Raw genomic sequence first — 20435 nt, forward strand, 5'->3', positions numbered from 1 at the left:
GTAGAAAAAAATAAAGATTATTATAAATCCACTTGATAGTTAAAGAACGGTAGGTACAATAAGTAGACAACAGATAATGTACTTATTAAAATATAGTCCATGCTAAACGTAGATATAAGGAGCCTTTGAAATATGAACTTAATACTTATCGTAGAAGATGAAGAAGGTATTGCCCGCGTTCTATCTGCTTATTTGAAAAAAGCAGGGTTTGAAACGTTGCGCGCTGCCGATGGTCATCAAGCATTAGAACTATTCAATTCCTCTTCCCCTGCACTGGTGATACTGGATATTATGTTGCCAGGAATGGATGGCTGGGAGTTGCTCAAAATGATTCGTAGTAAAAGTGCTTGTCCGGTGATTATGCTGACTGCACGTGACGATATTCAAGACCGACTCACTGGACTTGATGGTGGAGCCGATGATTATATGACCAAGCCTTTTATGCCTGAAGAAGTAGTAGCTAGAGTAAATGCTGTACTACGTCGTCGTCCACACTGGAATGATGGCATCAGCAAACGTAATTTCGGAAATCTGGTGATTGATATGGCAGCCAAACGTGTGTATTTGAATGGTGCTGAAGTGGCACTTAGTCCACGCGATTTATCGTTGTTACTTTTTTTATCAGAGCATCCGAACCGTACCTTTACTCGTGATCACTTGATTGAACAGGTCTGGGGAATGGATTACGACGGAAGTGATCGAGCAGTCGATCTATCTGTCAAACGATTGCGTCAGTCACTTTCTCACTGGTCATCGCAAACAGGTGAACTTCGAACATTGCGCGGAATGGGGTATCAATTTTGGCTAAGCGAATAAAAAAATCAAAACAAACATCTATTTTATCGTATTGGACGATTCGTTATTTTATTATTTTATGTATCGGATTGTTGATTATTGCTACGGCTGCGGTCTATTGGGTTCGAGATACAGCGATGGATAGTCGCCTAAAAACAGCAGGTTTACTCGGTCAAGAAGTTGCTGATCGGGTCACATCTGCTAATGGAACAATAGTTATTCCGAATAAGCTGGATAAGATTATTGATAATCGGCTGAAATTTTTTAATTTGGATGAATATATGTGTATTATGATTGCGAATGAAAAAGGTCAGTTCTTATTCTCTATGCCTAATCTTCCGCAAGATAAACTAAGTAAAAAGTTAACGCCTGATCTTTCTGAACCGACAGATAATCGGTATATGGCTGTGAACACTCCTATTTACAATGATCAAGGAGTCAAGATTGGACAGGTGACGTTACTTCAATCCAAAAAGTCTCTTACGTATAGCCCTAATGAAATTGTGTTAGTAGTGGTTCTGTTAAGTACGCTTATTATCTCAGGCTGGCTAACGATCTACTGGTTATCTCGCAAATTATCCCGACCGATCCAATTAGTAGCCAATGCAGCCAAACAGATTCGTGCAGGTAACTACGATGTGAATTTGCAAATAGATACGAAAGAACAAGAAATCACAGAGCTGGTACAGTCTTTCGAAGAAATGGCACAGCGATTGAAACAGTTAGAAGAATGGCGCGCTCTATCTCTAGCCGGTGTCACCCATGAATTAAAAACACCTGTTACCTCGATCAAAGGTCTGGTGATGGCTGTACGAGAAGAAGTGGTCACTCAAGATGAAGCCAAAGAATTTCTTGATATTGCGCTCAAAGAATCAGAGCGTATGGAGCGTATGATTGCAGACTTACTGGATTATAATGCTTTTACTTCTGGTAGTGTAGAGATTCAGAGTGATCGGTTACACTTGCAACTGCTCATCTCCGAGATTGCTTATCAATGGAAATTAACACATGAATCGTATCCAGTCGATATGGTTCTCGATCTGCCTGAAGAACCACTTTATACGATGGGCGACTCTTTACGGATTCAGCAAATCTTTGTGAATCTGCTTAATAATGGATTACAGGCTGTGGATAAAAGTATACCGATTCAATTCCGTATTCGGATGTATGCGGAACAGCAATATATTCATGTAGAAGTAACCGATAATGGTACAGGCGTAGCCCCTGAAGATCAGTCTCATATTTTCGAACGCTTTTATCGGGGAGATCGCAAAAAGCGTAGTGTGCGTGGCTTAGGATTAGGGCTTACTTACAGTCAATTGTTAGCCCGTGCTCAAGGTGGCGAATTGCGATTGCGTCAGAGTTCTTCGTCAGGCAGTACATTTGCTTTACAATTGCCAAGATAAATAAACAGCCGATATTATCGAGTTTTTTATAATCATTCAATATCTATGTATACAATGAAAAAAGGAACCTTGACTCTCTGCGAAGAGGACAAAGGTTCCTTTTTATTTTTTATATGGAAAAGGAATAAACTATTCGCAAGCGACTCCATCTTTATCACGATCTAATTTTTTGCTATATCCCGGTTGTCCTTTGTATAAAGGAGCTTTTCCTGCTTTGCGAACAGCACTACAGTTTTTGTAATATACTGTTTTGGATTTGGTAGCTACATAACTTCCAGCTTGACTGGATTGTGCTTGTACTGTTGGTGCAACGGCTACTGTTAATCCTGCTAGCAAAGATAATGCAATTAATCCTGAACATGCTTTGTTCATTTTTTTCATGAGTATACCCCTTCGCTTATGAAATATTATTTTATACTTTTTTGGTACTATATGGATTATATCGGATAGTTATCTAAATTGGTTAGTTTATGTTATAAGTTATTTTTTCATAGCAAAAAGCGTACCTTATGAATAATCTATTCAAGTACGCTTTTATATAAGAAATAAGTTAACTTTGTGCGATTTTATTATGTTCATGCTTTAAATATTTTTTCAAAAGCTTGAATTACTTGCTGATCTTTGGAACGATCATAGACTGCGAAAATAATCTGTTTGAACAATAAAGCATACTTTTCTTCTAGTAGCACCTGACGGAACCACGTTGCCACTTCATACGGATCATTACGGAATACACCGCATCCGAAAGCTCCTAATACCAGATATTCATTGCCCTGCTCTGCCGCTACAGCTAAAATATATCGAATCCGCTCTAACATGACTGTGCCGATCTGGTCTACATGTTCAGGTTCTCTTTCTCTAACTACCCCTGCATTTACAGCCGGTGCCGTAATGATAGATACTTGATAGGTCTGTGCTCTCAGCGAACCGCCGTCTTCCCGAAAGACCGTTACCTGTGGCGAGTAGATCATATAATCAGAGTACAGACAACTTTTTTGCTGTCGATTATAGTTATACATTTCAGTCATCTGAATCTGGCTAGGATAAAGGGAAGATGAACGAGCTAGACTTTCTTCTTGTGCCTGACTTCCTCCTAGAAATCCACCACCTGGATTACGTGCAGAAGCAAAATTGAGACAAGCAACTTTATCACGTCGTTGTCTCATGGTGAGTTGTTCGACTGCTTTGAGCGTTGAATATGGGTTTACAATAATCTTTGACGCACAGCGCTCATCATCCGACAATGACGACTCTTCCGGTTGTAATGACTCTGCTGTATATGGACTTTTGATGTCATTTGTATGTTGTACAAGAGTGTTGATCTTTGCGACTGCTTTTTCTTTGACTGTTGGTAATTTTTCAGGTGTATACAGAACAGAATTGTTGATAGTATATTCAACTTCTGATTTGATATCAACCTGTTTACCTGATAGGACTTTGTAATGACCTCGTTCTAAAATATCTAATGTTTCCTGCGCCCATTTGGAGCGGATTTCTCGTGATGTCATGATTGGCAACTCCTTACTTCTCTTTTTCTAGTTATACTTGTGATAATAAATCTTCTCGTAATTGTGTTAATACTTCGCCTAACCAATTCGTTCCCCGCCATGTAGCGCGTTGATGAATACGAGGATCATCTTCAGCAAGCCCGATTCCCCAGATTCGGTCTGTAGGGCTGGCTTCCACCAGCGTATGACCAGCTGTAGCCAATAGAACCAATAATAATTCTGGATTCTGGGTAAACTTGGCATGATTCCCGCGATACACGATATTTTTGGCTTCTTGATTCCAGAGATCGTTATCGAATCGTTGCACTTGCCGTCCTAATGCTTTTTGCTGACGAGGATGTGGCGCTTCTATTACTCGTCTAGCAATTTCATGATCGCCAAACAATTGAGCTTTGCCATACATCATATACTGCTCTGCCGATGTAAATTGCTGTCCTTCTAATATAAAAGATGCTGGATACCACTGCGAAAATGGAGAAGCATCCCGATAAAAAAATAAAAATGATTCTGATGGCGATTCAGATCTACTCATTGTGTGATTCCTCTTTTCTTGATCCAAAAACTATTTAACAACCTCTTCCCAGGCGGGACGAAAACGAAACAGTTGGGACGGTCGATGTCCTGCATCTTTCGTATATTCATTAGTCGCTATAACTTGTGAAGCGATTTTTCGACGAAAGGCAGGTGCTAATAGTTCTCGATCCAAAATAATTTCATACACTTGTTGCAGTGCAGATAATGTAAATAACGGTGGCATCAAATTAAACGCAATATCGGTATACTCAATTTTACTACGTAGGCGTTCTACACCATATGCAATCATTTTAGCATGATCAAAAGCAATGCCTTCACTCTCAATCACTTCCCAGCGTACATCATTAATCGTTCCGCGATAGACATGAGTAACCCGAACCAATCCAGATAACTGATACTCTCCATGATGCAAATGAATCCGAATATCTCGCTCGATCTCACATCCATCAGGTAAGCGAACTTTCTTTTCCTGCATAATATGATAATCTAGCTTAAACCATCTAGCATCATCTGCATCTTCCCCTGCTTGTACTTGTTGGGTGCTAGAATCCACTAATGCCATGTACGAACAACTAATAACCCTTGTACGAGGATCTCGATCCACTTCACCCCAAGTATATAATTGCTCCATATAGATATGTTCTAGGTTCGTTTCACTTCGCAATTCACGTGCGGCGGCTTCATCCAGACTTTCATCTATAGAAACGAATCCCCCTGGCAATGCCCACTGTCCTTTATACGGATGTTCACCACGTTGTATCATCAATAACTGCAATGACTTTTCCGGTAATTTACGATAGTTATCTTGCTCTTGATTCATTACAGTAAAAATCAGCATATCAACCGTAGCTGAAGGTCGCTCATATATACCAGCATCGTATTGTTCCAGAAACTGTTGTTCAGTAAGTCCGTTATGATTAAGAATGGGATTAGCATCGTTGATTGACGAATCCGGCATAGATATAACCTCCATATAAGATATAAGTACGTTTAATTTAATCATTGATATTCACTTTTTGTTATTAACATATAGTTATTATTAATCAAACTCATTTGAAAAGTCAACCATTTGCAGAAATTGGATATAAAAAAGACTTCCTCTATTTCTAAAGAAAGTCTTTTTTGAGTGCTATACATCATGTTACCTATTTACGTCTACCGCGTTTATTTTTACGATTGGTTGTAATCGTCATAAAAGCAAAAATAACAAATACTACGCCTGCACCTACTAACATTTGTATAAAAAAATCCATTCATTCACCTCAAGATTGTTGTTATGTATAACTTATTGATAACTTAACCGTTTACGTAACGCACGCCACACTTTTACAAGTAAATAAGCTGTAATATAACAACCAATTAATGATACAAAAAAGCTATCTGCTCGAAAATATACTTTTTCAGTATGCATTATAATATACAATAGATTCTCATATCCTGTCAGATCATCACTTGTCTGCAATGTCAAAAACGAGGAAAACTGACCAAAATGATATTGCTTCACAATCTCTGGCGGGAAATTCCAGACAATATTGACTCTACTCGGCATAATCATAAATAGCAACATAACGATAATCGTTACGAACCATACCTTTTTGTGATCGAAAAAAGTCATCGCTTCCTCCTTTGTTAAGATACATCGTATATTCAGATTGTATACTTGATTGCGAAATAGATCAAAATCGATAGTAGAAGTATCTTTATTTGCTCAAACAAAAAAGCCTGACATATGATCACTCTCTTGCGATAGCGACTTGTTAGGCTGTTATGGTTGGTTGAATACCCCATTATGATATTGTATTAATCCAAAATACGTAATGTTGTATCAATAATACCGTTTAATTTTTGCTGGTCTGCTGTTGTTTTGACCATAGCACGCAAACCTAACCATGCATTCATAAAATAGTGAGCGAGAAATTCGGTATCAACATCCGCTTTTATTTCACCGTTATTTTGACCGATCAGAAGTAGCTCACGCAAGTATTGTTCTGTTTGTGTATAGCCATTTTCTACAAAGGTAGATACTTCGGGATCAAGTATACCTAGCTCCACACCCGAGTTCACCATCATACATCCTTTAGGAAAATCTTTGTTATCCACCATAGTGGTTAGAAACCGTCGCATCAGTTCTTTAACAGGTGCTTGTTTTTCTATTAACAATTGTAATCGTTCTGCTTGAAGAGATTTGTACCGTTGTAGTGCTTGAATAAACAGAGCGTGTTTGTCTCCAAACGTATCATAAATACTTCTTCGATGAATTCCCATCGTATCAACCAATTGTTGCATCGATGTTTTCTCATATCCTTGCGTCCAGAATAAAAACATCGCTTTATCTAATACTTCATTAATTTCAAATTCTTTATGCCTTGCCATTGTCTTCACCTCGCTTATTTATTATATAGGGAAGTGAACGATCAGCAAACCTATGACTTATTCAAAATCCAAATAGTAATAAATATCAGAATTGCCTCGTTCAGATGTAAAATGATAGCTTTTATTATTCAAACCGCCGATTTCAAACCCATATTTTAAATAGAATTTGTTAGCAGCGAGATTATACGATTGAGCAATAGTACTCAAACCTTTACAATTCTTTTCTTTGGATATAGTCATTGCCAAATCAAGCATGTCTTTAGAGATACCACTTCTACGATATTTTTGATTTACTTTCAGATCACTAAGATAGCAATATTTATTCCATTCGATCTCAAATACAGCCAGTCCAACACAGATATCATGATCAAATGCAACTATAGCAAAACCATCCTGATCGATTTTGGCAAATGAATAGTTCTCTTCTGGAAATATTTTTTCTTTGATCTCATCAAAGTATTTCTCTTGATATTCCCATGTATCATTAGGCTTTGTCACAACTAATTCACCAAACAAATAAAATGTCTCATTAGGTAATTGCAAACAATCTTTGGTTGCTTCTGTTATCAATTCAATTCTAATACGATTCAATGTGTAGCCTCCTTCAATCTCTAAATATTCAGCTTCCAGAGTCTACAAAACTGAACGTATCAGAATTGTATAATAACTTTACCTTTTGGTCGACCATTGGCTACAAGCTCTAATGCTTTATTGATATCGTTTAGCGTAAATGATTGAGGATGAAGAAGTGGAACGATATCATTTTTTTCAACGATTCCCGTAATTTTTTTCAATTGTGTACCGTCTGAACGAACAAAAATAAAGCGATATTCTATATCTTTTTGCTTCGCTTTTTTATCGAATTTGGCACCAACAGCACCAAAAAGTTTTTGTTTCCACCATGGGAAGCCTTGATCCTCTGCAAAACGTTTATTAGGTCCTGTACGAAGAGAAAGTAATCGTCCTCCGGGCTTGATAATTTGTAATTCATTATCAAATTCTTCTGCTCCTAACGTATCGATTACATAATCAATCTGGGATAAAACATCTACATAGTTTTCTTTCGTATAATCCAAATATCGATCTGCACCAATTTGTAGTGTACGTTCGCGTGTCTGTGCGTTACCGCTTACGATGACTTGTAATCCCATATCTTTAGCGATAGGGACAGCGATTTGACCAAAGCTACCTGATCCACCTGGAATAAAAACAGACTGCCCCGACTTTGCTTCTAGTTCTTCATGTAGTCCTTGATAAGCCGTAAGTCCGGTCAATGCTACCGCAGATGCTTCTGCATAAGACAAATTTTTGGGCATATGTGCAATAGCACCCGCGTCTACAGCGACATACTCTGCAAAGGCACCTATTTTGTTCAAAGGTAAACGTGTATAAATATCGTCGCCTACCTGAAATCCATGTACATTTTTGCCTACGTTTTCAATCACACCTGCCAGTTCATTGCCGATCGTGAGCGGAAAATTATAGTCTTGAATGAATTTGACACTGCCTGTCATGATTAACATTTCCAGTGGATTCACAGCGGCGGCTTTGACTTTAACTAGTACTTCATGATCTGCAATATCTGGAATTTCAATAGTGTTCACTTGTGCTTTTATTTGTTTAGAATATTTCGTAATCTGAGCGGCTTTCATAGTGCGCTTCATATCTGGATCAGCATCCTTTTTCTCATAATAAATACATCAATAACGGTTCATGTATAGAATAAAAATGACGTACAATTCTCAAGTTGTACGTCATTTGCAATAGTATTCATAATAGAGCTCTAATACGCATCATTTACTATCTAACGATCATTAACAAAATTATGAGATCGTAGGGTAGATAGGTGCTGTTAATTTAAAGTTATACTCTGAATCAACAATACCTACAGTCTCATTGCTTTCATACAGATTAACCATGAATCCTGCCATTTGCTGGGCTGTGTGGTATTTAGGAATATTGTTCTCGTATTGATAGTCTTCCACATCATTAGATACTTTGATAAAATCTGTTTCTGTAATAGCAGGTGCTAATACTTTAGCTTTGAGATGAGCGCCTTTGAGTTCTAACTCTTTAGCAAGCCCTTCCGTAAATGCACTTACATAATATTTAGAAGCAGAGTATGCTACAGTTCCTATAGCAATAATATATCCAAGTGCTGATGATACGTTAATTAATTGAGTACCTTCAACATTTGCATAATCTCTAACATAAAGGGTAGACAGAATCGTTAAAGATTCTATATTCACTCGTAACATCGTTTCGACTTTTGTTAGATTTTGATCGACAACCATTGCACCTTCTCCAAGCCCTGCATTATTGATCCATGTTTCGATTTGATAATTTTTCAAGTTATTGTATAGCTCATAAGCTTGCTCGGTAACAGAAAGATCACTTGTAACAACCACTACATCTAATTCTGGATGTAATTCTTTAATTTTGGCTTGAAGCTCTTCTAACTTGTCTACTCTTCTTGCTACAATAATCAAATTTTTTCCTTTAGCAGCAAATGCCAATGCACTTTCATAACCTATTCCTGAGCTAGCTCCTGTAATAACAGTATATTTCATTTTAGTTACTCCCTTTAGTTCTATTTTTGCTTTCAAGAACGATCGTTCTAATTTGGTTATAAGCTATTCTTATTCTCTTGTTCGCTATAAGCATATCATTTATAGAACGATCGGTAAAGTATTATTTCACAGCTTCACGGGTGTCTATGAACTGCTTAGTGACCGGCTCGATCTTGCATCGATCTTACAATACGAGTGATCCATTTGCGTGGTAATAATCGTGGGCTAAATGCTAAAAAGCGGTTACGTGCTCCCGGTATAATAATAGTATCTCCTCGCAAAAATCCGCGATATCCCATTTGGGCAACTTCGTCTGGCTTCATAATAGAACCATTTTGTATCATTTTAGATGCGCCCATACCTGAACGATCTACAAATCCTGTAGCTGTGACTCCCGGGCAAAGTGCAGTCACGGTTACACCTGTTCCACTTAATTCATTTTCAAGTGCTTCTGTGAACGATAATACATACGCTTTGCTTGCATAATAGACAGACATCATCGGTCCAGGGAAAAAGCCTACTAATGAAGCTACATTCATCACGCCGCCCTGTCCTCGCTTCACCATATCCGGTACAAATAATTTGGTCATAATCGTTAGCGCTTTGATATTTATATCGATCATATTGGTTTCTTGTTCCCAATCTGTTTCTAAAAATTTCCCGTATAAGCCAAATCCAGCATTATTCACAAGATAATCTACCACAATTCCTTTTTCTTTTAACTCTAGAAAAATAGCTTCCGGTACACCTGTAACCGATACATCTTTGGGAATAACGATAGAATGTGTACCATGTTTTTGTTCATAATCTTTCGCCATTTCTTGCAATTTCGCTTCATTACGTGCGACCAACACCAGATTATATCCGTCTTTAGCAAATAGATTAGCTAATTCTTTCCCAATCCCGCCAGATACACCTGTAATCAATACTGTTTTTTTCATAGTTATAACTCCTATTCAGCTCATAATTAATATTAAAACCTTTTTAAGAACGATCATTCTAATAAGGATAAAAAAATAAAGCTTGCTGTTGGAAAATGTTATTGTTGTAGGAAGGTGGTTGTTATATGGTTAGTTAGCAACTTCTTATTTAGAACTTTATCATATTGAGAACGATCGGTAAAGTATTATTTTTAAAAATTGTTTATATGATTTCTGTAAGTAGAAAGCCTCTAGCTTTTATTAGCAAAAGACTTTCTTTTACCACTACCTGTATGATTGAATTAAGCTTAGTTCTCAAGCACCTGCACTCACATTGCGAACTACAAAAACTAATACCAACCATAATAGAAATATGATGCCAACCACTAATAAGATTTTAGACTGTTTACTTCTGAACATGTACTATTCTCCTTTCTATGCTCTATTTGTTGTATGCTAACGACTATGTAACTGTTATCAAACTCTTTGGTTATTGTTCTACTTATCATCTATTTGATTAGAATATTAAAATTACATTCTTCCATATTATACCATTCTGTTAGCAAAGTATAGGCAGAGATCGTTTGTAGATGATGGACTACCTTTTCCAATTGTTCTATAGAATCTTCACCACAAGCCACTTTAATATATTGATGACTATGTACGGCTCTATAAATATCCTTGTGATCTGTAGGTTCGACCTGTACCAGATGAATATGAGAATCGGCTGTATGTCCACTGCCTACGATAGCATAATGACCATCAATGAGAAGAGCTTTATCATGATGATATTGTAAATGTTTTTCATGCGGAACGACCCAGATTGGCTTCATATGTAGATGTCCTCCAGTACACTAATATGTAATATCATCAGTATACTGGCTAGAACAACATACGGTAATAGGTTAAAACGTATCAATTGTATGATATGTATACGTATCACACGTTTCTTTGCAAATGCACATCTAATTCTGATTCTTCGTCTGTAACATAAGATATATAATTTACTGACCCGCTAAAGTCTAAATACGCTTGATAACGAAAACGAATAGACGGTAATGTTATCCAATCGAGAACCGATTCTTTTGGAATCCATTTACAATCACTGGTCTCGTCAGAAGTTGTTAATGTTCCTCCTTCACATTTACATACAAAATCAAACATTACTTTTGTTGGTACATCTGTTATGCCATCATGCCATTTAGGTATTCCCGTATTTGAAATAATGCTTATAAGCTGAACTACGGTTGCATCGATTCCACTTTCTTCTTTGATCTCACGTATTACTCCATCAATCAAATTCTCTCCAACTTCGGTGATTCCACCAGGATATACCCAACCATCGTGTTGTGTCTTAACTAACAAAATATTACCCTGACCATCTTCTACTATTCCACCTGCAGATACAATATGTGTCGGGAAATTCATTATGTAACCTCCTATTATTGATATACCTGTTCTGTATTGGTTTTTTCTTTGCTTATTTGCAAACGCTCTATTTATATTACTCATCTCATCTTAAATTTTTCAACCATCGATGTTCTTATAAAAACTATTCTTACAACCCAGATACTACATATTCTTTTTCCTCTACCATTTAATAGAGAAATCATGATAAATATTAGATAAAATGTATCCATCGTTTTCTTCGGCATAAATATAGCTATAGTAAGCAAAAATGAAAATATAAAAGCAGCAGACTATTCGGTTCGTATAGATACCGGAGAGCTGCTACTTTCACATTTTATCTAGCTTTTATATTCTTCTACATACCAGTCAATCATCTTACGTGCAATACTAACTCGCGGTGGAATATTAGGAAGTTCGTTCGCATGGAACCACTTCGCTTCGGCGATCTCTTCACCATCTACTTGAATCTCGCCGCTATCATATTCAGCGATAAATCCGATCATAAGTGAGTGTGGGAATGGCCACGGTTGACTATCATAATAGCGAATATTTTTGATTTTGATGCCGATCTCTTCCATTGTTTCCCGTTGTACACAGTCTTCTAGTGTCTCTCCAGGTTCTACAAAGCCTGCAATCAGACCGTACATGTTATTTGGAAAATGACCTGCACGAGCGAGCAAGATCTGATCGCCTTTTAAAATAATCGTAATCACAGCAGGTGATAGACGAGGATAATGGGACAATCCGCAATTTGGACAAACTTTGCTACGCTCATGATCTGCATGATTCAGCGCATTGCCACAGCGTCCGCAGAACTGGTTTGTTGCATCCCATGAGAGCATTTGCAGACCACGTCCGGCAACATGGAACAAATCTTCATCAATTCGATCATATAGGGCAAAGAGAGGTAGAAAAACCATCCCTTCCGGTACGGTACTATCTTCTGCGACTTCAGCTGTATAACAGGAAGCCCCTTCGATCGAACCGAGATAGAGTGTGCGGCTAGATGTTAATTCATACTTGTCCAGACGATCTCCAACTGGAACAGCCAATAAGTCGCCTGTTTCATGAACAAGTAGTTGGTTCCCGCGAAAGATAAACCAGTACCCTATGGAGTTTTCCTGCTCTACAGGTCGAAGTGCAGGACTATATCGTTTATAAATACTTTCAATTGTCGGTTGCATGGGCTCAGAACCTTTCATGTACGTACTTTTTACGTCATTTATGATATGTTGTACATCATTAGTTTACCCTAAGAACAGAAGGGATCAAACTTCAATATATAAGTCTTTACATTATCTAGGAAAAGGGTGCTAGTTCAGATGAAATTTACTGGTAGCAAGTGTACAATAACTTACTATCTAATAAGATGATGCCACCAGAATATACCCAACCATTATGCTGAGTCTTAGCTGACAAAGTATTGCCTTGATCCTCTTCTCCTATTCCACCTGCGTATACAATATGTATAGGGAAGTTCATGTTGTAACTTTGTATTATTGGTATACCTATTCTGTACTGATTGTTTCTTTGCTTATTTCAAAGAGTTCGATTTACATTACTCATATCATTTTCAATTTTATATTTTTAACCATCGATGTCCTTCTGGAAACTGTCCTTTCAACCCCGACACCACCCGTTCTTTTTCCGCTATTGTTAAATGTGGCAACATCATTTGCCAATCTAGATCATCCTTTTCCCGAATCACTGCACTGCCTGCTTTATTATAGAAGCTGAATCTCAGGTTGAAGATAGCGAATATGATCCGTCGTCGTTAAAAAAATGTCATTAGCTTTTCGACGAATTGCATGATGTCTGCAACAGATAGTGATACATTTTTTGCAGATCTTAACAAAGTACAATTATTTTTATCTTATATATATGTAAATATTTTAATTTTTTTAAAAATATCATGCTACTATTAATATATCTCCTATTTAGATTTAAATTTAGAAGATAGATGTTATAAAAATTCTCGCAAAAAATATTGAATTATTTGTAAATAAGATAACCTTTTTAATATAATTATTTATTTTTTTTGACAGTGTGAATTAATTGAATAAGTAAGCCAATAATCACAGCTAGAAATCCATCAGATAATTCTATATTACCTCCATATAAAATCGCAGATAAACCTATTCCAATGATGAGACAAACAAATATATTTAATATAATTATCATACATCGATTTCCTTTCTAAATATAAAATTTAATATATGTAATAAAATCCATTTAATGATTAAAATGAATTTTATTCATCATAACATTTGTTTTATAAATTATAAAAAGAATACTTTATTCACATCATATACTTTCAGTCTTTAACCAGCGATGTCCTTCTGGAAACTGTCCTTTCAACCCAGATACTATCCATTCTTTTTCCTCTACTGTTAAATGCGGAAGCATCATCTGCCAATCCAGATCATCCTTTTCTCGAATCACTGCACCGCCTCCTTTGTATAGAAGCTGAATCTCAGGTCGAAGATAGCGAATATGATCTGTCGTCGTTAGAAAAATGTCATTAGCTTTTCGACGAATCTCCGGATGTCTGCGATATACCCAATCTTTATCCACTTGATCTACAAACATCAATTGAAATGCCCATGCAGAATGCTCATCTTTTTTCACCCATATATCATTCACTTGCTCTAACTGTTCTCCTTCCCAAAGCTCTAATGTGCCTTTATATGCTTTGTACAATATCCAATCTTTGCTCAAATATTGATATACTTTATACTGATCTTTGCGAAATAAGATAATATCGATATCTTTATGTTCTCGGGTTTGTCTACCTACATGTAGATCCAAAGCCCATCCTCCTGCAATCCCCCAGATAATTGATATATCTCGGAATAATAAGCTGACTTCTTCTATAGTAAGCGGTTGCCAGTTGTGGATATCCATAATGTCTCCTTTTTTTGTGGTGTATCGTATGCATGGAATAAAGTACGTCTTTTGTGTTGATCCTATTATCCAATACGCACAATTGCTATTCTGTATGACTATAGCAACAAAAATCCCCTTTATATTCAAAGGGGATACTTTTAAGTATTTGTTTTACTATCCGTACGTATTATTCTGCTACTGTAATTAACACTTTACCGCGAACTGTTCCTACTTCTGCGCGGTGATGCAGTTCAGGGAGGTCTTTGAGTTTTACTTTTTCAGCAATCACAGGTTTGAGCACACCTTCATCGGCAAGTGCAGCAATCTGAGCCAATTGTGTTCCACTTTGCTGTACGCTCATATTGACTACATTGACTTTGAGCTCTTTAGCGACGGCTTCATCTGCCGGGCTAGTGACCGAGACGAATGTTCCACCTTCACGTAGTAAATGAAGCCAGTTGCTTACTTCATTTGTGCCTTCGGGCGATAGATTAAAAATAAGATCAAGCTTGTCTTCAATACGATCTTCGACCATTTCTTGATTGTAGTCGATAAGCTCATCTATGCCGATTTCTTTAAGCATTGGGAAACTGGCTTCGGATGCAGTACCGATCACATAGGCGCCTTTCCATTTAGCCAATTGTACCGCTAATGTACCTACTCCACCTGCGGCTCCTGCGATTAACACACGTTGTCCACTTTCCAAATGACCATGATCGAATAGCGCTTGCCATGCGGTTAAGGCACCCACTGGAAGAGCAGCTACTTCTGGAAGTTTGATCTTTTTCGGTGCTGTCGCTACATATTCTGCTTTGGTCGCTACATATTCGGCAGCGGCTCCATTAGACAGAATATTTAACAATGCAAAAACAGGTTCGCCTACTTTTACATTCTTCACGTTTTTGCCTATTTCTGTAATGGTACCGGATACTTCTACATTCGGAATATAAGGTAATTTATGAGGGAACGTTTCTTGCACCACTCCCATACGAATCAAGTGATCTAACGGGTTAAAGGCTGTTGCCGAGACTTTGATTAATACTTCATCTGCTTCAATCTTCGGCATTAATACGTTCTCATAGTGCATTTTTTCACTATTACCATAAGCATGAACTCTTATCGCGTGCATCATTTCTGGAGCTGGCATCTTGAACACCTCTTTGGTTTTTTGAGTAGCACATTCCAATAAATAAGCGCTTACAAATATTTGCTCATTAGATTTATTTTACGCTTAACTTGAATGTAATACAATGAACAATAAGATAGACCACTACAGAATAGCCTTTTATCGTATAATATAGACACTTGTTATAGCATAATGTATGGCTATTAGCTTATATCGAGGTCTAATCCATCAGATCGTTTCATATACAGTTTCTCATATTGTGCCACTCTACTTTGTTTTAAAAGTTGGATAGCAATCATTCAACATACAGGAGGCGATTCGATGGAACCTATAAATTACATACAAGACTTGATCTATCGGATGAGTATCAAAACCGACGAACAAGGTCAAGCCGTAAGAAGTTCAGGCGATAGTGTAGGCTGGAAAGCTCGCAAAGAAGCCAAGCAATTGAAAGAAGAGTATTGGATAGATATCGTAGACAAGGTATGGACACAGACTACTGATGTGAATGATCGCGAACATCTCTTTTTTATATGGAGTTATCTTGCATGTCATACTCAAGGTACACGAGCTGTAGACAAAATGTTATTGTATTTCCGCGCTGCTCCTCCTCGTGAACAAATGGTTCTTTTGTATACTTTTACCTATGTGCCCTTTATTCCAGATGCTACACCTTTCTTATCTTTGTCTTATGCCAAAAAATCTTCAGTACGTCATCATGCTATCGAAATATTAGGTCGTTGTGATCGTGAAGTTGTAGGTGAACGCCTGATTGAACTATTATCGATATCCAAAAACTATCTTGATTTATTTCATATCCTTTTGGCTATTCAAAAGGTAAACCTACAGATGGCTGCTCCTTACCTAGTTCCTCATTTGCGTTCCAACAAAGTCGATATTCGTGCATTATGTATTGATATGTTGTCTACATTCGATGGCAATCATTATCTATCTATTTTTGAACATCATTTAGTCAAAGATTTATCGTCTTCTGTCAAATGGAATGCGATGAAAGCTATTGCCGAGCATGGCACTCCTTCTCAAGTCAAGCTAGTGCTCAAACGAGTTAAATCTATCGTTTCTAGACCTCGTGCAGGTCGACAACATCTTATCAGCGAGTTGATGTATGGCATATCGTTTCTCCATCGTGTAGCGAGTGACGATCCTGCTGTAGTGAAATGGTTACAAGAGCTGCGAACCACTAAGTATGATAATCTATTTGAACATGAGCAAAAGTTGCTCAGCGAATTATTGGCTGAATGATATACTAACCACTTATTGATATCCTTTTCTCAAGAAATAATAACTTTTGTACATATCCCTTGAGAAAAGGACTTTTTTTATATAGCCGCTTCTCCGATCATTTGCCACTCGATTTGTTTCATTTCATAGAAATAGCCCTGTTTCTCCATAAGTTCTGAATACGAACCGATCTCTACCATCTTGCCTTGATCCATCACTATAATCTGATCCATCTTTTCCAATCCAGTCAGGCGATGCCCTATCAGCAGAAGAGTATCTTCAGCCGCTCTCGCCAAAAGTTGTTGTAAAACACGTTGTTCAGTTACATAATCTAGCGATGATGTGGGTTCATCGAGAAGCCATAATCGTCCTTTGCGCAATAATGCACGTGCTAGAGCCAGTCTTTGCTTTTCGCCGTCTGAAAGATTTTCCCCTTTTTCATAGATCATATCGGTTAACAGAAGATGAGGAAGTTGCATCTGATGCAGTACCTGTATTAATTGTTCGTCCGAGTATAATTCATCGCTTAATAGCAGATTGTCACGAACAGTCCCTCTAAAAAAGTGCCCTTGCTGTAATACCACATTCGTGTTCTGCCAGATACTTTGTTCATCCAGTTCTTGTACAGATATATCATTTAATCGTACAGTTCCTGCTATAGGTGTACGAAGCTTGAGTAACAGATCGATTATCGTGGACTTACCTGATCCACTTGCTCCTACAATTGCTGTTTTGGAACCTGCATCAAGACGTAATGACAATTCTTGTAAGGCTGGTCTCCATTCATCTTCATATTGAAAAGTCACCTGATCTACATCGATCGAAATAGCTTGATCGTTAGATAATTTTTTTGATGATGTAGGTTGTATAGCTGTATGCCCTACTGTTTCATTTAGTCGTGTAGCCGCATGTTCACTATCTTGCTTGTACGCGGGTAAAGTAGCCATCGCTGCCACTTCTTCAAAAACAGTCATCGAAGCCATAATCAGCATAGCTAAAAACACACCTTGAAGCGTACCCTCTATAATCAACCATGCTCCCAACGCCAGCACACTCCATGAAATAAAAAAGGAGACAAATGTATGCATAGATTGTCCACGTAGTAGATTGTCAGCGGCTTGTTGTTGTTCTTTGGTTAAAATTGTAGCCGCTTGTTCCAGTTGCTTCTCTCGCTCTGTTAATTGTCCGTAAATTTTCAAATCTCGAAAGCCGTATAGTACCTCAGTTACTTCTGTAGAAAGTAATGCTCGTTGCTCGCGAACACGTCCATTGATTTTGCGCTGTCCGATCAGTACGATACCTGGCACCACCAGTGCTGTTAATAACATCCCAACGACTAATACACAAGCAATCCAGATTGAAAAAGCAGAAGTAAATAACATAGTCGCCAAAAAGACCGTCATAGCAATAATAGGCGGATAAGCTACACGCAAAAAGTAATGTTGTAGACTTTCTACATCACCTACGATGCGTGCCAACAGATCACCACTGCGTCGTTTGTTCAATATACCGGGTGTAATCGGAATAAGCTTGGCGAAGAATGTGACCCTTAATCGGCTTAACATTGAAAATGTTGCCCGGTGTGAATATAGACGTTCACCATACCGACTTGCTGCTCGAAGCAGGCCTAATAGCTTGACCATAGAAGTAAGAATAATCAATGTATATAGTGGTGGCGCAAATACAGTCTGTGAGATCATATATCCACTTGCTGAGAATAGAGCCACTCCTGCGATGCCGGCAATAAATCCTCCCACTATCGAAAGAATGATATCTTTGCGCTCTTGGAGCATCGCTTTGGACATTATAGCGAGATCATTCATACTACTACCACTCCTTTTTGTTGCACATTCACCATATCTGCATATGGAGATAGACGAGCTAGTAGTTCATGATGACGACCTGAATCAACTACTACCCCATTGTCCATATACAGGATCTGATCAGCATCTTGAATCGTGTATAATCGATGCGCTACTGTAATCATCGTTGCTGTTTGCGATAATATAGCAATAGAGCGTTGCAAGATTTGCTCGGTGTGCAGATCTAATCCTACCGTAGGCTCATCGAACAAAATAATATCCGGTCGCTTGAGAAAAGCACGTGCCAGAGCAAGTCGTTGTTTTTCCCCACCTGAAAGTCCTCTACCCCCTTCTCCAATCACCGTATCTAAGCCCTGATGAAGTTGAGCGATTAGCGGGGTAAGTCCAGCTTCTGTGGCAGCTTGTTGAATCTGCTTACGTGTCACTTCTCTCCCTGCTCCTATAGAAATATTTTCAGCAAATGTCCCTGCAAATATATAAGGATGCTGTGTAATATAGCTAATATGTTGGAACCATGCAGACTCGTTAGATGGCGATAATATATTTCCGTTGATCACCACCGAACCTGTGGTAGGCTTGAGCAAGCCAGCAATGAGATGAAGTAGTGTTGTTTTTCCAGATCCACTTTTGCCCACGATAGCAATATGTTCTCCTGCTATAATCTTAATTCGCCCTGTCGCCAGTTCAAAAGAATCAGGAGCATATTGAAAACCCACCTGCTCTAACTCGATCAATAACGGTGTAGAATCTGTTGCTGTAATTGATCGATTACTCGCTTCTGTTATTGGTTTGTTGATAGTGCTTGCTGATTCTTCTATTTCGTTGTCTGTTGAGTCTGATATACGGGATTCCGCTAGCAACTGCTCTACTTTACGAACAGCTCCCATACTTGTGCGACCACTATGAAAAGCAGTTCCTGTATTTTTTAATAAACTATAAAATTCAGGGATCAACAACAAAATAAGAAACGCACTGTGAAAAGTCATCGATTTGAAAACAAGCAATTGAATAGCGAGTTCTAAAGCAACAATACCAATACTCAGCATTACTATAGATTCCAGCATAAATGTATTGGTAAAGGCAATTTTCAAAATACTCATCGTTGCATCACGATACCCTAGACTACTACGTTCAATCTGTTGTTGCTGATGATGCGCACGTCCGAATATTTTTAACGACACTAGCCCTTGAAGAGAGTCTAGAAATGTACCGGAAAATGCAGCTAGCTGTTCATACTTTTCTTCTGACTTATGCTTTGTTTTTAACCCTACCAAAACCATAAATAAAGGAATAAATGGAGCAGTACAGATCATAATTAAGCCTGTATTTACATGAAGCGAAAATGTAAATACCACAATTAAAATCGGAATAATAGCCGCTTCCATCATTCGAGGCATATATTGGCTAAAATAACTGTCTGCTTCATCTACCGCATCGAGAGCTACACTGACTTTTCCACCGGTCTGTCCGACTAACATGCCAGGCATAGACGTGCGAGTTAAGCGTTGTATAACAGCCGCTCGCATATTCGTTTTGGCATGAGCAGCCATATGTAGCCCTACTTTGCCATTGCTATAAAACAATAATGTCCGTAATGCCATCACAATCAGCAATAATCCTAGTAATACTGTGACTGATGAGAAAGATGCTTTTTCAACAAAGATCCGTTGCACCACTTCAGCTAATAATACCGCTTGAGTAATTATCGTAATGCCTAAGATCAATGAAACGATCATCAGTAGAACTCTATTTTTTCGCTGTAAAGACATTTGTTCACTGATAAGACTGGATGTTCTGCTCATAGCACTGTCCTCCTTTATCAATCAAGGCATAGTCGGAACA

Annotated in this window: 19 protein-coding genes and 1 pseudogene; 3 read left to right on the forward strand and 17 right to left on the reverse strand. The window is 37.9% G+C overall.

What is annotated here, in order from left to right:
• Positions 1-132 precede the first annotated feature (132 nt).
• Positions 133-816 carry a response regulator transcription factor gene (locus PQ456_RS13540; protein ID WP_273612767.1) on the forward strand — a complete coding sequence of 228 codons (684 nt, stop codon included), beginning with the start codon at positions 133-135 and terminating at the stop codon, positions 814-816.
• Entirely contained in the window at positions 801-2201 is a 1401-nt protein-coding gene (locus PQ456_RS13545) for a HAMP domain-containing sensor histidine kinase (RefSeq protein WP_273612768.1), read from the forward strand. The genes PQ456_RS13540 and PQ456_RS13545 overlap by 16 nt, the downstream gene beginning before the upstream one ends.
• Positions 2202-2330: 129 nt before the next feature.
• On the opposite strand, the pseudogene PQ456_RS13550 reads toward PQ456_RS13545, so the two are convergent.
• The 15 genes and pseudogenes from PQ456_RS13550 to PQ456_RS13620 form a co-directional block, all read right to left on the reverse strand.
• Positions 2331-2456: pseudogene (locus tag PQ456_RS13550) on the reverse strand (excalibur calcium-binding domain-containing protein); the annotation flags it as partial.
• A gap of 320 nt (positions 2457-2776) precedes the next feature.
• Positions 2777-3709 carry a TIGR02452 family protein gene (locus PQ456_RS13555; protein WP_273612769.1) on the reverse strand — a complete coding sequence of 311 codons (933 nt, stop codon included), beginning with the start codon at positions 3707-3709 and terminating at the stop codon, positions 2777-2779.
• 31 nt (positions 3710-3740) lie between these two features.
• Entirely contained in the window at positions 3741-4241 is a 501-nt protein-coding gene (locus tag PQ456_RS13560; RefSeq protein ID WP_273612770.1) for a riboflavin biosynthesis intermediates N-glycosidase, read from the reverse strand.
• 30 nt (positions 4242-4271) lie between these two features.
• Positions 4272-5201: an NUDIX hydrolase gene (locus PQ456_RS13565; protein WP_273612771.1), complete on the reverse strand. Its 930-nt coding sequence runs from the start codon at positions 5199-5201 to the stop codon at positions 4272-4274.
• 327 nt (positions 5202-5528) lie between these two features.
• The gene (locus PQ456_RS13570) at positions 5529-5858 is read right to left on the reverse strand and encodes a hypothetical protein (RefSeq protein ID WP_273612772.1); all 330 of its coding nucleotides are present in this window, start codon (positions 5856-5858) and stop codon (positions 5529-5531) included.
• Between the two features lie 185 nt (positions 5859-6043).
• The gene (locus tag PQ456_RS13575) at positions 6044-6616 is read right to left on the reverse strand and encodes a TetR/AcrR family transcriptional regulator (protein ID WP_273612773.1); all 573 of its coding nucleotides are present in this window, start codon (positions 6614-6616) and stop codon (positions 6044-6046) included.
• A 57-nt stretch (positions 6617-6673) separates the two neighbouring features.
• Positions 6674-7207, reverse strand: a complete 534-nt coding sequence (locus PQ456_RS13580) for a GNAT family N-acetyltransferase (protein ID WP_273612774.1) — start codon at positions 7205-7207, stop codon at positions 6674-6676.
• A 59-nt stretch (positions 7208-7266) separates the two neighbouring features.
• Positions 7267-8280, reverse strand: a complete 1014-nt coding sequence (locus PQ456_RS13585) for an NADP-dependent oxidoreductase (RefSeq protein WP_273612775.1) — start codon at positions 8278-8280, stop codon at positions 7267-7269.
• Positions 8281-8439: 159 nt separating this feature from the next.
• Positions 8440-9186, reverse strand: a complete 747-nt coding sequence (locus tag PQ456_RS13590; RefSeq protein WP_273612776.1) for an SDR family NAD(P)-dependent oxidoreductase — start codon at positions 9184-9186, stop codon at positions 8440-8442.
• Positions 9187-9341: 155 nt separating this feature from the next.
• Positions 9342-10127 (reverse strand): SDR family NAD(P)-dependent oxidoreductase, encoded by a 786-nt coding sequence (locus PQ456_RS13595; RefSeq protein ID WP_273612777.1) that lies wholly within the window; start codon positions 10125-10127, stop codon positions 9342-9344.
• Between the two features lie 488 nt (positions 10128-10615).
• A complete protein-coding gene (locus PQ456_RS13600; protein ID WP_273612778.1) occupies positions 10616-10939 on the reverse strand; it encodes a hypothetical protein in 324 nt (107 codons plus the stop codon).
• A 106-nt stretch (positions 10940-11045) separates the two neighbouring features.
• Positions 11046-11534: an NUDIX hydrolase gene (locus tag PQ456_RS13605; RefSeq protein WP_273612779.1), complete on the reverse strand. Its 489-nt coding sequence runs from the start codon at positions 11532-11534 to the stop codon at positions 11046-11048.
• Between the two features lie 320 nt (positions 11535-11854).
• A complete protein-coding gene (nudC, locus tag PQ456_RS13610; protein ID WP_273612780.1) occupies positions 11855-12700 on the reverse strand; it encodes an NAD(+) diphosphatase in 846 nt (281 codons plus the stop codon).
• 1120 nt (positions 12701-13820) lie between these two features.
• On the reverse strand, positions 13821-14420 hold the full coding sequence (locus PQ456_RS13615; RefSeq protein ID WP_273612781.1) for a nucleotidyltransferase domain-containing protein: 600 nt from the start codon (positions 14418-14420) through the stop codon (positions 13821-13823).
• A gap of 169 nt (positions 14421-14589) precedes the next feature.
• On the reverse strand, positions 14590-15549 hold the full coding sequence (locus PQ456_RS13620) for an NADP-dependent oxidoreductase (protein ID WP_273612782.1): 960 nt from the start codon (positions 15547-15549) through the stop codon (positions 14590-14592).
• 300 nt (positions 15550-15849) lie between these two features.
• Here PQ456_RS13620 and PQ456_RS13625 point away from each other — a divergent pair, with 300 nt between their 5' ends.
• Positions 15850-16791 carry a HEAT repeat domain-containing protein gene (locus tag PQ456_RS13625; RefSeq protein WP_273612783.1) on the forward strand — a complete coding sequence of 314 codons (942 nt, stop codon included), beginning with the start codon at positions 15850-15852 and terminating at the stop codon, positions 16789-16791.
• Positions 16792-16868: 77 nt separating this feature from the next.
• On the opposite strand, the gene cydC is transcribed toward PQ456_RS13625, so the two are convergent.
• Together cydC and cydD are read right to left on the reverse strand one after the other, a co-directional pair.
• Complete coding sequence (gene cydC, locus PQ456_RS13630) at positions 16869-18593, reverse strand: thiol reductant ABC exporter subunit CydC (RefSeq protein ID WP_273612784.1); 1725 nt, start codon at positions 18591-18593, stop codon at positions 16869-16871.
• Positions 18590-20395, reverse strand: coding sequence for a thiol reductant ABC exporter subunit CydD (gene cydD / locus PQ456_RS13635; protein WP_273612785.1), 1806 nt, complete (start codon positions 20393-20395; stop codon positions 18590-18592). Before cydD ends, cydC begins: the two co-directional genes overlap by 4 nt.
• Positions 20396-20435 lie beyond the last annotated feature (40 nt).

The organism is Paenibacillus kyungheensis, from assembly GCF_028606985.1.
GTDB lineage: Bacteria > Bacillota > Bacilli > Paenibacillales > Paenibacillaceae > Saccharibacillus > Saccharibacillus kyungheensis.

Coding starts and splice junctions, on each gene's coding strand:
- PQ456_RS13590 (WP_273612776.1), bottom strand. CDS start 9,186: ATGAAATATACTGTTATTACAGGAGCTAGCTCAGGAATAGGTTATGAA.
- PQ456_RS13555 (WP_273612769.1), bottom strand. CDS start 3,709: ATGACATCACGAGAAATCCGCTCCAAATGGGCGCAGGAAACATTAGAT.
- PQ456_RS13540 (WP_273612767.1), top strand. CDS start 133: ATGAACTTAATACTTATCGTAGAAGATGAAGAAGGTATTGCCCGCGTT.
- PQ456_RS13595 (WP_273612777.1), bottom strand. CDS start 10,127: ATGAAAAAAACAGTATTGATTACAGGTGTATCTGGCGGGATTGGGAAA.
- PQ456_RS13585 (WP_273612775.1), bottom strand. CDS start 8,280: ATGAAGCGCACTATGAAAGCCGCTCAGATTACGAAATATTCTAAACAA.
- PQ456_RS13560 (WP_273612770.1), bottom strand. CDS start 4,241: ATGAGTAGATCTGAATCGCCATCAGAATCATTTTTATTTTTTTATCGG.
- cydC (WP_273612784.1), bottom strand. CDS start 18,593: ATGAATGATCTCGCTATAATGTCCAAAGCGATGCTCCAAGAGCGCAAA.
- PQ456_RS13625 (WP_273612783.1), top strand. CDS start 15,850: ATGGAACCTATAAATTACATACAAGACTTGATCTATCGGATGAGTATC.
- PQ456_RS13615 (WP_273612781.1), bottom strand. CDS start 14,420: ATGGATATCCACAACTGGCAACCGCTTACTATAGAAGAAGTCAGCTTA.
- PQ456_RS13570 (WP_273612772.1), bottom strand. CDS start 5,858: ATGACTTTTTTCGATCACAAAAAGGTATGGTTCGTAACGATTATCGTT.
- cydD (WP_273612785.1), bottom strand. CDS start 20,395: ATGAGCAGAACATCCAGTCTTATCAGTGAACAAATGTCTTTACAGCGA.
- PQ456_RS13600 (WP_273612778.1), bottom strand. CDS start 10,939: ATGAAGCCAATCTGGGTCGTTCCGCATGAAAAACATTTACAATATCAT.
- nudC (WP_273612780.1), bottom strand. CDS start 12,700: ATGCAACCGACAATTGAAAGTATTTATAAACGATATAGTCCTGCACTT.
- PQ456_RS13565 (WP_273612771.1), bottom strand. CDS start 5,201: ATGCCGGATTCGTCAATCAACGATGCTAATCCCATTCTTAATCATAAC.
- PQ456_RS13575 (WP_273612773.1), bottom strand. CDS start 6,616: ATGGCAAGGCATAAAGAATTTGAAATTAATGAAGTATTAGATAAAGCG.
- PQ456_RS13620 (WP_273612782.1), bottom strand. CDS start 15,549: ATGCCAGCTCCAGAAATGATGCACGCGATAAGAGTTCATGCTTATGGT.
- PQ456_RS13605 (WP_273612779.1), bottom strand. CDS start 11,534: ATGAATTTCCCGACACATATTGTATCTGCAGGTGGAATAGTAGAAGAT.